This is a genomic window from Aquimarina sp. MMG016, from assembly GCF_018100805.1.
In the GTDB taxonomy this organism is placed as follows: domain Bacteria; phylum Bacteroidota; class Bacteroidia; order Flavobacteriales; family Flavobacteriaceae; genus Aquimarina.
In genome coordinates, this window is the sequence record NZ_JAGJEA010000001.1 from 391,363 (window position 1) to 404,273 (window position 12,911).

General features: G+C 34.0%; 9 protein-coding genes. 5 read left to right on the top strand and 4 right to left on the bottom strand.

The genetic code is table 11. The features are described 5' to 3' along the window. Nucleotides 1–86: 86 nt before the first annotated feature. From J8M14_RS01590 to asnS, 3 genes are all read left to right on the top strand, one after another. On the top strand, nt 87–2,525 hold the full coding sequence (locus J8M14_RS01590; RefSeq protein WP_211072589.1) for a DUF5686 family protein: 2,439 nt from the start codon (nt 87–89) through the stop codon (nt 2,523–2,525). 84 nt (nt 2,526–2,609) lie between these two features. Further along, complete coding sequence (locus tag J8M14_RS01595; protein ID WP_211072590.1) at nt 2,610–4,994, top strand: efflux RND transporter permease subunit; 2,385 nt, start codon at nt 2,610–2,612, stop codon at nt 4,992–4,994. 626 nt (nt 4,995–5,620) lie between these two features. Next, on the top strand, nt 5,621–7,063 hold the full coding sequence (gene asnS, locus J8M14_RS01600) for an asparagine--tRNA ligase (protein ID WP_211072591.1): 1,443 nt from the start codon (nt 5,621–5,623) through the stop codon (nt 7,061–7,063). A 101-nt stretch (nt 7,064–7,164) separates the two neighbouring features. On the opposite strand, the gene J8M14_RS01605 is transcribed toward asnS, so the two are convergent. From J8M14_RS01605 to J8M14_RS01620, 4 genes are all read right to left on the bottom strand, one after another. After that, nucleotides 7,165–7,746 carry a hypothetical protein gene (locus tag J8M14_RS01605; protein ID WP_211072592.1) on the bottom strand — a complete coding sequence of 194 codons (582 nt, stop codon included), beginning with the start codon at nt 7,744–7,746 and terminating at the stop codon, nt 7,165–7,167. After that, entirely contained in the window at nt 7,743–8,255 is a 513-nt protein-coding gene (locus J8M14_RS01610; RefSeq protein WP_348772820.1) for an ankyrin repeat domain-containing protein, read from the bottom strand. The genes J8M14_RS01605 and J8M14_RS01610 overlap by 4 nt, the downstream gene beginning before the upstream one ends. 33 nt (nt 8,256–8,288) lie before the next feature. Beyond that, nucleotides 8,289–10,535 carry a catalase/peroxidase HPI gene (gene katG / locus J8M14_RS01615; RefSeq protein ID WP_211072593.1) on the bottom strand — a complete coding sequence of 749 codons (2,247 nt, stop codon included), beginning with the start codon at nt 10,533–10,535 and terminating at the stop codon, nt 8,289–8,291. Nucleotides 10,536–10,699: 164 nt separating this feature from the next. Further along, nucleotides 10,700–11,458 carry a helix-turn-helix transcriptional regulator gene (locus J8M14_RS01620; RefSeq protein ID WP_211072594.1) on the bottom strand — a complete coding sequence of 253 codons (759 nt, stop codon included), beginning with the start codon at nt 11,456–11,458 and terminating at the stop codon, nt 10,700–10,702. A gap of 327 nt (nt 11,459–11,785) precedes the next feature. Here J8M14_RS01620 and J8M14_RS01625 point away from each other — a divergent pair, with 327 nt between their 5' ends. After that, complete coding sequence (locus J8M14_RS01625) at nt 11,786–12,181, top strand: molecular chaperone Tir (protein ID WP_211072595.1); 396 nt, start codon at nt 11,786–11,788, stop codon at nt 12,179–12,181. Nucleotides 12,182–12,185: 4 nt separating this feature from the next. Beyond that, nucleotides 12,186–12,899: a PspA/IM30 family protein gene (locus J8M14_RS01630; RefSeq protein ID WP_211072596.1), complete on the top strand. Its 714-nt coding sequence runs from the start codon at nt 12,186–12,188 to the stop codon at nt 12,897–12,899. Nucleotides 12,900–12,911 lie beyond the last annotated feature (12 nt).

Sequence of the window (12,911 nt, forward strand, 5' to 3'; positions counted from 1 at the left end):
GACAACTGTATATCATATAAAAAAAAGTGTTTCTGGTCAGAAACACTTTTTTTGTATCTTCGGCTTTTAATGAACTCATTCGGATAATGCGAAATAAATTTTTCTGGTTTTTACTTTTTACTCCTTTCGTCTTACTATCCCAAATTAGCATTACCGGAACTGTTATTGACGAAAGCTCCAATGCACCACTACCCTTTGCTACAGTAAGAAACGACTCCTCTTATGCATTAACCTCTTCTATTGGAGAATTTGTTATTAGATGTGATGCATACCCTATCAAACTTACTATTAGTTATCTTGGTTATAAAACCAGAACATTTTTAATTCAATCCAGAGATATTAAAAAAATAGAAGTTAGACTTACTCCTGAAGAAGAAAGTTTAGAAACTATTCAGTTAGATATTCCAGGAAATATTGCAACAAATATTATTAAAGAAGCAATTAAAAGAAAAACATTAAACAATCCCCAAAAAGCACTACAGAGTTATAGTTATAAGAGTTATAATAAATTCAAAATCACCGAAGACAATCAAGCTAGAATAGATAATCCAGACACTACCAATGTAGCAATTGAACGTATTTTTAATGACACACATTCTTTTTTATCAGAAAAAATTAGCCAATACAAGTTTAACAAGGGCAAAGAAGAAAAAGAAACAGTTTTAGCGACTAGAATGACTGGTTTTAAAAAACCAGTTTATGATGTTCTAGGCATTAAAGTGCAATCTAATTCGCTATACGAAGAAGATTACACCATTTTTGACAATAAGTATGCAGGCCCTTTATCAAACAGAGCGATTAAAAATTATTATTATAAAGTATTAGACACAACGCAAAGTGAAAGACCTGCTTATGTCGTTTTATTTCAACCTCGTAGAGCTAAACGAATAGCAAGTTTAGAAGGGGTTTTATATCTAGACATGGAAACACTTGCTCTCCAAAAAGCCGTAGCCGAGGTTAGAGGAGAGCTGAATATAATGGCGACTCATAATTTTAAATATTATGCTGACAACAAAAAATGGTTCCCTTCTAATCAAGAGGTAATCATTAAACCTGGTATAGGAAAACAAAAAGTTAGCTTATTTGGAGGACAGATATCTGTTGGAAGATTAAGTAATGACAAAAAAAGTTTTACAGGCAATAATGATTTTTTAGTCTCTAAAACAGATTTGTTTGATGTAAAATTAAACCCCAAACTTCAGATAAAAAGTCGATTAGCTACTATAGAAATTGACCCCGAAGCTACAAAAAGATCTGAGGAATATTGGAAAAAGTATAGAACTAGTGCTATTACAGAAAAAGATCTCAATTCTTTTCCGGTTGTTGATAGTATAGTAAAGGCCCAAAACATAGAACGTCGGATTAATGTTATCCAAAGTTTTAATATAGGATATTATCCAGTTGGCTTCTTTGACTTTGATCTCACTTACCCGATTAAGTATAACAATTTTGAGGGACTAAGACTAGGACTTGGTGGTTTAACAAATGAAAAACTCTCCAATCGATTCAGGCTGGAAGGATATTTAGTTTATGGTTTTAGAGATGGAAAATTTAAATATGGTCTTGGTGGAGGAGTTCTTCTGAATAGAAACTCAGAATCCTGGCTTAACTTCAATTATACAGATGATTTAAAAGAAGTAGGAAGCTTCTTTTATCTTACAGATCGTAGAGTATACTCTTTATTCGAACCCAGATTAGTTAATATTGATTTCTATTATAAACATAAAACCTGGAGCACCAGCCTACAACATAGGGTTTCTCCAAAACTTTTTTCAGAGACACAGTTGTCTGTTAGTGATATTGACCAAACCGGAAATTATACCTATCTTAATAATGGCAATATTTTCTCATCATATAAAACCGCTGAATCTACTATAGCGCTTAGATGGAGTCCTTTTAGTGAGTTTTTAAAAACACCCAACGGTTTTAAAGAAATTTATGACGGTTACCCAAAAATAACTGCACAATATACTCAAGGATTTAAAGATGTATTGGACAGTAATTTTAGTTATAGTAAAATGGGAATCAAGGGCGAATATGTGATCAACAGGTTAAATCAATCCAGGACTAGTTTTCTACTGGAAGGTGATATTGCCATAGGTGACATCCCACTAACTCATTTGTATCATGCTTATCCAAATGCACCTACCAAAGAAACTGTTTTTCAACGATTTTCTGTAGCCGGTAGGAGAAGTTTTGAAACCATGTTTTTTAGTGAGTTTTTTAGTGATAAACTGGCCACATTACAAATAAGACATCAACTTAGACCATTTAAAATTACAAGTTGGCTTAAACCAGAGATGGTTCTTATTTCCAGATACGCCATAGGTGATGTTACTAATAGAGATAACCACCAGGGAGTTGACTTTAATTCATTACAACATGGTTATCAAGAATCTGGTTTTGAAATTAATAAATTATTTGCCGGTTTTGGATTAAGTTTTGCATATCGATATGGAGCATATCACCTATCGGATTTTAGTGATAACATCTCCTTTAAATTCACTTTTTATTTAAAACTTTAATTTTTGCCTAATTAATGGTTTCTTTGCAATAATTCAAAGTGAATACGCACTCAAATCATTACATTTGCACAACGAAAATAAAGGATGGCAAAATTATTAAGTTTCGGATTTTGGAATACCCTAGCTGGAATTATACTTCGTAACAGAGCAGTAATACTTCTTGGAATTATCGGGATTACCGTTTATTTAGGTTTTCAATGGCAACATATGAGGCTTTCCTTTACTGAAGCCAATCTATTACCCGATGATCATGAGATAAACGTCAACTACCAAAAATTTCTGGATAAATTTGGAGAAGAAGGTAATCTAATTGTTATGGCAATTCAAGATAGTACTTTATTTACTCCTCAAAAGCTAAAAGCTTGGAACGATTTCAATAATTCTTTTAAGCAATATGAAGAAGTTGATGTAGTAATCTCTATCGCGGATTTAAAAAAGCTAAAAAAAGAGGATAACCCTGCCCGATTTGAGCTAATCCCATTTATAAAAGACACGAATTACACACAGGAACAAGTATCCAAATATAAGCATGAACTATTTAATGAACTTCCATTCTATGAAGGTCTTGTTTTTAGTAATAAAAATCAAACAATACAAAGCGCTTTATACTTAAAAAAGAGTATTGTCAATACTAGCCTTAGAAAAAAGTTTATTGAAGGTACGCTTAACCCATCTGTAAAAGATTTTGAGAAAAAGTACAATGTGGATATTAAGGTTTCGGGGATGCCTTACATTAGAACGATGAATTCTCAGAACATCATGGATGAAATCCTGGTGTTTATACTGGCTGCACTTATAGTGACTTCTTTAATTTTTTATTTCTTTTTTAGATCTTTTAGAGCTACGTTTATATCCATGACTGCGGTTATCATAGGTGTAATGTGGGCTTTTGGACTTTTAGGACTTTTACAATATGAAATTACTGTACTCACTGCTATTATACCTCCATTAGTTATTGTAATTGGAATACCCAATTGTATATTCCTAATCAACAAATACCAACATGAGATCAAGAAACACGGTAACAAAGCCAAGTCATTGCAACGTGTAATTACTAAAGTTGGTAATGCAACATTAATGACCAACGTAACTACTGCTTCTGGCTTTGCCACTTTTGCTTTAACTGAGAGTAAGCTTTTAAAAGAATTTGGTATTGTAGCTTCACTTAATATTATAGCGTTATTCATTCTGTGCTTGTTAGTGATTACTATTATTTATAGTTATATGCCTCAGCCTAAAGAACGACACTTAAAACACTTGGGAAGAAGATGGATCGAAAGACTGGTAGACTGGATGGAGCATATGGTTAAGACCAGAAGAATTACCATATATTTTTCTTCTGTAATTATTTTAATCGTAAGTATAATTGGTATCTATACTATAAAAGTATCTGGCAGTCTATTAGAAGACATGCCTAAATCAGCTGCATTTTTTAAAGATATCGAGTTTTTTGAAGATGAATTTGATGGTATTATGCCATTAGAAATTTTCATTGATACTAAAAGAAAACAAGGTGTTCTGAAACTGCCTACAATACGCAGAATGGAACAGTTAGAAGAGTTACTTGAGGAAACACCAGAGCTATCTAAACCTATTTCCATTGTCAATCTGGTTAAGTACGCCAAACAAACCTTTTACAATGGTAACCCTAAGTATTATCAGATTCCAACCAGTCAGGAAAGAAATTTCATATTACCATATGCTAAAAGTTTCGGAAATGAAGCTGGAGCAATGAAAAGCTATATAGATTCTACCAATAGGTATGCACGAATCACCACCTTTATGAAAGATGTAGGAACCGAGGAAATGGAGAGAATAGAAGCTAACTTGATTCCTAAAATTGAAAAGATATTTCCTAAAGACCGATACGATGTTTCCTTTACAGGTAGAGCACTGATATTTCAAAAAGGCACAAATTATCTCGTTTGGAATCTTACTTTTTCTCTTGGGTTAGCTGTAATACTTATAGCGTTATTTATGGCCTGGATGTTTAGGTCATTTAAGATGATTTTAATTTCACTTATCCCTAATCTTCTACCATTACTTATGACAGCAGGTCTAATGGGATATCTGGGTGTGCCAATAAAACCATCTACTATATTAGTATTTAGTATTGCTTTTGGTATCTCTGTAGATGATACTATTCACTTTTTGGCAAAATACCGACAAGAACTAAAATCTAACCACTGGCGTATTAGAAAATCAGTTTTTGCCGCGTTAAGGGAGACAGGAGTAAGTATGTTTTATACCTCTACAGTTCTTTTCTTTGGATTCTCTGTATTTATGATATCCAGTTTTGGAGGAACAAAGGCCTTAGGAGGGTTGGTTTCTACTACTTTGTTATTTGCAATGTTAGCTAATTTATTATTGTTGCCTTCTCTACTACTCTCTTTAGAAAGAAGTATTGCTAACAAAAAGACCCTAAAGGAACCTTCTTTAAAAATCATTCCTAGCGAAGAAGAGGAATAATCCCCAAATTTAACTTTTCTATAAAATTATAAAATAAAAAATCCCGTTAAAAATTTAACGGGACTTCTGTAAGATAGATTACCCCAAAACCTATCGAACTAAACTTAACGTAAACACAATCGTCATAATTGCAATTACAAGATACAGCGCCTTTTTGTATTTTAAAATAGCTTGTAGGGGGGAAAAATCCCCTTTTGCCAAAAAATAGTAAAATTTTAACATTATTTAGACTAGTACAATCCTGTAAACCTTTATAAAATTTTGATTTTCAGATATTTAAAAAATAAATAAAAATCGGTTTTTTGATAATTTTTATCAGAAAAATTTCAAAAAACCCTAAAAAAACGGGCAAAAAACCGTATTTCAGATTATTTTATAGAATTGGCACTTCAAAAAAACGTCAGATTTTTAACTTTTCATTATAATTTATTGAAAGTTTAACCAAACACATAAACATCTTTTTTCGAATAGATCTTTTTTTTTTGAATTCAGAAGATGATGTATCAATCAGATTAAAAAATTATCTTTGCTACCTTAAAATTTACAACACTTTTTAATATCTCAATTGGTCATTGATATATGACAACAAAATTGAGATGTATATAATTCAGAAAATTTAGCATAAAATGAAGCATACTAAAGTAATAGAAGTTCTACAAAGTGATAAACTATTACAACCAGTAACTGTTAAAGGTTGGGTTCGTTCTTTTCGTAATGATCGTTTTATAGCGGTTAATGATGGATCTACTATCAAAAACATCCAGTGTGTTTTAGATGATAACGTTGTTGATGCAGCTACTCAGGATAGAATTAATGTTGGTGCAGCTATTGTTATAACTGGTACATTAGTAGAAAGCCAGGGAAAAGGACAACGTGTAGAAATACAGGTTTCTGGTGTACAGATAGAAGGCGATGCTGATCCAGAGGAGCTAAAACTTACTATTCTTTCACCAAAACGTCATACGCTCGAAAAACTAAGAGAACAAGCTCACTTAAGAGTTCGAACCAATACTTTTGGTGCTATTATGCGTATGCGATCTAAGTTATCCTTTGCGATACACGAATACTTTCAGAAAAATGACTTTTATTATGTACATACTCCTGTTATTACCAAAAGTGATGCAGAAGGCGCTGGTGAGGCTTTTAAAGTAACCAACCTCGACCTAAACAATGTTCCTAAAGATGAAAATGGTGAGGTTGATTACAAAGAAGATTTCTTCGGTGGTGAAACAAACCTTACTGTATCCGGACAATTAGAAGCAGAAACATACGCTATGGGATTAGGCCAGGTATATACTTTTGGACCTACTTTTAGGGCAGAAAACTCTAATACCTCTCGTCACCTTGCAGAATTCTGGATGGTTGAACCAGAGGTGGCTTTTTGTGATCTGGATGGGAACATGGATTTGGCAGAAGATTTTATAAAATATGTTATCCAATATGTATTGGACAATTGCCAAGATGATTTAGAATTTTTAGAAAACCGTTTAGTACAGGAAGATAAACAAAAACCTCAAGCAGAACGTTCAGAAATGTTACTTCGCGATAAGCTAAAGTTTGTTTTAGAAAATAACTTCAAGCGAGTAAGTTATACTGAAGCTATAGAAATCCTCAAAAATTCTAAACCTAACAAGAAAAAGAAATTTAAGTTTCCTATTAACGAATGGGGAGCAGATTTACAAAGCGAGCACGAAAGATTCTTAGTAGAAAAACATTTTAAATGCCCTGTAATCCTATTTGATTATCCAGCTGATATTAAATCGTTCTACATGCGTCTTAATGAAGATGGAAAGACAGTAAGGGCTATGGACATACTTTTTCCAGGGATCGGAGAGATCGTAGGAGGTTCTCAGCGAGAGGAACGACTAGATGTACTAAAAGAAAAAATGGCTGCATTAAATATACCTGAAGAAGAGTTATGGTGGTACCTAGATACACGTCGTTTTGGAACATGTACACATAGTGGCTTTGGTTTAGGTTTCGAAAGATTAGTGCTTTTCGTAACAGGAATGGGTAATATCAGAGACGTAATTCCTTACCCGAGAACGCCACTTAATGCAGAGTTTTAACAAAATAGCTTTATAACGAGGTGAGCTTGACTGCTTACAAAGGCAGAGGTTCAAACTTACTACTTTGAATTCGCATTAAAGCTTTCAAAGCAATTTTTTACTTAATTATAATGCTTCTTTAATAAAATCTCCGAAATTAAATCTTGGATAATTAAACTGTCAGGATCCGATTTCGGAGATTTATTTTTTGCTTTAGTTATTTTTTCGAAATGCGGAATTTTACCTGTCTTGGATAAAAAAGCAAACACTTCCTCGAAAAAACTATTAAGAATTGGTATTACGTGCATACTAGATTTATTCTTTTGCTTTACGTGAATAAACTTTTTAGTATACGCCAAAAAAATCTGAGGATATTGAGCGAAAGTCATCAAGGCTTTGCAAAAACTTTGATATACTGCTTCTCTATTTTGATTATTAGTGAATTTTAATTTTGAATGATCTGTATTCTTTATGGTATACAAAAGAACACTTTCCTTAATAAAATCACTATAATTATTTTTTGAGTAGTAATAAACTTCCATCCCAATATTAGTATTGACCACCAATACTTCATCACTTATATTTTCTTGCAAAAAAGTTTCAAAAGCATCTACCATATCAGATGACATCAACAATCTACGTTTGATGTCCGTGGATCTGATATTGACAGATTTTATACTTTCTATTTTTTCAATCTCACTCACGATGTCAGGTCTAATAGTTCTGAAAAGTCCAACCCTTGATCTTTTGCATGCATCTCGGCAGTATAACCACGATTATCTCTAATATTTATATCTGCTGCATTTTCTAGTAGTAATATAATGATTTCTTTTTGACTAAAGGTTGCCGCATAGATTAAAGCAGTAGCATTATTGTTATTCTTTTGATTTACATCTGCCCCTGCATCTATTAATATTTTAGCAATAGTATAATGTCCTTTAAAACAAACTCCCATCAAAGCGGTATTACCCATTCCATCTTTTGCATTAATATCAGGATTGTATTTCAAAATAGCTTTAACAACATCTTCCAAACCATAATAAGCAGCCAACAATAAAGGGGTCGACCCTCTTGTATCTTTTGAGGATACCAAATTTGGGTTATTATCAAGAATCGTTTTTATAGTTTCTAAATCCGAGGATCGAATAGCATTAAAAAGAGCATCCATATAATAATTCTGATTATTAAAAACAGGTGGTTTATTGTAAACCACCTGTAATATTATTAAATATTCCTGAGTACTAAACTAAGCTAGATCAAAGCGATCAAGATCCATAACCTTGCTCCAGGCAGCAACAAAATGATTTATAAATCGCTCTTGAGAATCATACGAACCATAGGCCTCAGCAATTGCTCGCAGTTCTGAATTAGAGCCAAAGATAAGATCTACACGAGAACCAGTCCATTTATGCTCGCCTGTTTTACGATCGCGACCTTCAAACAATTCATCGGACTCAGAAGTTGCTTTCCAGGTAATACTCATATCCAATAGGTTTGTAAAGAAATCATTGGTGAGTGCTTCTGGACGATTTGTAAAAACCCCATAATTAGACTGATCATAATTGGTACTAATAACACGCAATCCTCCAACAAGAACAGTCATCTCTGGCGCTGTAAGTGTTAACAACTGTGCTCGATCAACCAACATCTCTTCTGCAGAAATCTCATACTGACCTTTAATGTAGTTACGAAAACCATCCGCCATGGGTTCCAGAACTGAGAAAGATTCTATATCAGTTTGCTCTTGTGAAGCATCTGTTCGTCCTGGTGTAAATGGCACCGTAATCTTATGACCGGCATTATTTGCTGCCATTTCAACACCTGCACATCCGGCAAGAATAATAGTGTCTGCCAGCGAAACTTTTTTATCAGTCTGTGTAGTATTAAATTCATTTTGGATTCTTTCTAATATATCCAATACTTTAGCAAGTTGATCTGGATTGTTTACTTCCCAATTCTTCTGAGGAGCAAGACGAATTCGAGCACCATTAGCCCCTCCCCGTTTATCAGACCCTCGAAAAGTAGAAGCAGAAGCCCAGGCGGTTGATACTAGTTCAGATACTGACAGACCAGAAGCCAGTATATTACTTTTTAGAGCTGCAATATCCTCTTCATCAATCAATTGATGAGTCAAAACTGGGACTGGATCCTGCCATATCAATTCTTCTTTAGGTACTTCTGGACCAAGATAACGAGCAATTGGCCCCATATCACGATGTGTTAACTTAAACCAAGCACGAGCAAAAGCATCAGCAAACTCATCAGGATTTTCCTGAAAATGCTTTGAGATTTTTGCATATACAGGGTCCATTTTCAACCCCATATCTGCGGTGGTCATCATAAGATCTTGGGTTTTGGACGAGTCGTGAGCCTTAGGAGCGGTTTTTGCCGATGATGCGGCAGTTGGTTTCCATTGATGTGCTCCCGCCGGACTCTTAGTTAATTCCCATTCATAGCCGAATAAAACATCAAAATAATCATTATCCCATTGTGTTGGATTTGGTGTCCAGGCACCTTCTATACCACTGGTAATAGTATCGTCACCGTAACCACTGCCGAAGGTGTTTTTCCAACCTAAACCTTGCTCCTCAATACTTGCGCCTGCAGGTTCTCTACCAACATACTTATCGGGATCAGCCGCACCGTGGGCTTTCCCAAAAGTGTGACCACCAGCAACCAACGCTACTGTTTCTTCATCATTCATCGCCATACGCCCAAAAGTTTCTCTAATATCTACGGCTGATGCTACTGGATCTGGATTACCATTAGGGCCTTCGGGGTTTACATAGATCAATCCCATCTGGACCGCACCTAAAGGATTCTCTAATTCTCGATCTCCAGCATAACGTTTATCTCCTAACCATTCGGTCTCAGCACCCCAATAAATATCTTCTTCAGGCTCCCAAATATCCTCACGACCACCCGCAAAACCAAAGGTCTTGAAACCCATTGATTCTAAAGCGCAATTCCCTGCAAGAATCATTAGGTCTGCCCAAGAAATCTTATTGCCATATTTCTGTTTAATAGGCCATAATAGTAAACGTGCTTTATCAAGATTTCCATTATCCGGCCAGCTATTCAGTGGTGCAAAACGCTGAGTTCCTGAACCCGCACCGCCTCGACCATCTGCTATTCGATAAGTACCCGCACTATGCCAAGCCATACGAATGAAAAATGGACCATAATGACCATAATCGGCAGGCCACCAATCCTGAGAATCCGTCATTAATTCAAAAAGATCCTTCTTGATCGCAGTAAGATCAAGAGCGTTAAACTCCTTTGCATAATTAAAATCCTTATCCATAGGATTAGATAAGTAGGAGTTTTGTCTAAGAATGTTCAATTTTAACTGATTCGGCCACCAATCTCTATTTGATGTTCCACCACCAGCACCCTGCTTTAAAGCTCCATTCAGAAAAGGACACATGCCTTCACCATTTATATTGTAACTCGAACCATGGGATGATGTGCTTGCTTGATTGTGATTTTCCATATTAAAAGTTTAAAGAGTTTAAATTTTAGAATACTTAAAAATACAATAATCTTTACTTATTATATTTATGTTTTCTATACATAAACTTTATTCAACCATTTAATACGTTTATAAAACAAAGACTTCATAGAGCTGGCTTACTGTAGTCAAAACTCTTAATATAATTATTTAAGCTTATCTTTCATTTTCATGAGCTCCTGTTCAATCATCAATAATTTATCTTGCATCTGATCTGCAAATTCAGGAATACGTTTACAGAATACATAGCGTACTCTCCACATCTCTTTGATATCAGCAACAGGAAACTCTTCATCCTCAATATTTTTATGATCAGCTCGTAATACTGCACTGTTTTTTGTGATATATAATCTTCTAAAAATTAACTTATCATCCACAACAACAAAAACCAGAGTTCCATTATTCAATTTTTTTATTACTTGAGAAGGAACCTTTTCTCCAATTACAATATCTTTAGGATAGAAACCATTATCGTGTGATGTCATTTCTAGATTAGAAACTGTATAACCTCTAAACTCCTTTGCAGGATTAATAGGTAATTGAATGGTAGGTAATTCTTTAATAAAATTTTCCTTATCGAATAATGTAACATATTCGCTTGATGTATTATCTGTAATACATGGAATTAATGGAAATTGTTCGCGTTTTACATCCTCTGCATATGTAGTAAGATCTCCCTTAAACTTTAAAAGTTCATTTACAGTTAGCTCATTAGTTAGCAAAGCATCTATTTGTATGCTAAAATAATTAGCTATTTTAATAATGGTTTCAATTTTAGGTTCACTTCTACCCTCTTCATAAGCTCCCAAAGTACCGCGTTTCAGGTCAAAAAGCTCTGCAAAAGCCTGCTGGCTTAATCCCTTTACGCTTCGTATTTTTTTAATGTTTTTTCCAAAAAATGACATTTTTGCTAATTTTATTTGCAATTATAAAAATTTATTGTACATTTACACTAACAATATTAGCTAATACTTTTGAATAATGCTAATTTTAGTAGAATTACTTTTTGACTTTATCATTTCATTAAGGAACAATTGGGGATGTACTAAAATTTTTAGCAATTTAACTGAATCATTAATCACTTAATCAACATACCCATGATAGTCATTGTATATTATCTCGCTAATTTAGCAGTAGATATTGCAGAAAAGTTATGTGACTTTTTGTAATATTGATACACTGTCAGACAACATAAAATCAATTACTAATTATCAATCAAAAATAACCATCTCATGCAAGATCATTTTCAACTGGTAAAAGACTATTTATTGCAGCTTAATTATAATATTATCCACGAAAACAAAGGGGAAGGGATCATTATGATTAGCAAAGAAAATGAGGGAATCAAAAACATGATTCTGGGGATCGCACCACCGATTCTAATTATGGAACAACATATTTTTAATATCAAAAATAAAAACGAAGTTGTATATAGAAGCTTACTTCAGAAAAACAGAGATATCGTTCACGGGGCTTTTGTATTGGATGAAACCGGTGAAAAAGTAATCTTTAGAGATACGCTTCAAGTAAACAACTTAGATTTAAATGAACTCGAAGGCTCTCTGAATTCCTTAGGTTTATTATTAAGCGAATATTCAGACCATATTATAAATTTTTCAAAATACTAATACTATGAACTTTTTTAAACGATTATTCAAAATAGGTGAGGCTGAGGCACATTCTGCAATTGACAAGATGGAAGATCCTATCAAGATGACCGAACAAGGAATACGCGATATGAAAACAGATCTTGAAAAAAGCCTTGAAGCCCTAGCGCAAGTAAAAGCTTTAGCCATAAGAGCCAAAAATGAAACCGAAGAGTTTGCTTCAAAAGCCGAAGATTACCAACAGAAAGCTATGCTTATCCTTAAAAAAGCGCAAGGTGGAGATCTTGATGTTTCTGAAGCTGATCGATTGGCTAAAGAAGCTTTAGTAAAAAAAGAAGAGTCTTTACAGCATGTAACTCGTACTAAAGAGGAGTCTGAAAAATTCGATAAATCTGTAGATCAGTTAGAGAAAAATGTACAGGAAATCAAACAGAATATCAGCAAGTGGGAAAATGAGCTAAAAACCCTAAAAGCAAGAGTAAAAGTTTCAAAAGCTACCAAAAATCTTAACAAGCAAATGGCTGAGATCGATAGCTCAAGTACGGTAACTATGCTAGAGCGAATGAAGGACAAAGTTAATCAGGAAGAAGCACTTGCCGAAGCTTACGGAGATATTGCCAATGCTTCAAAATCTATTGATGATGAAATTGATAAAGCTATTGATGTTACAGAAGTTAATGCAGAAGATGATTTGGCTAAGCTAAAAGAACAATTGGGGATCAAGGATAAGGATGCCTAAACCAAGTAATTG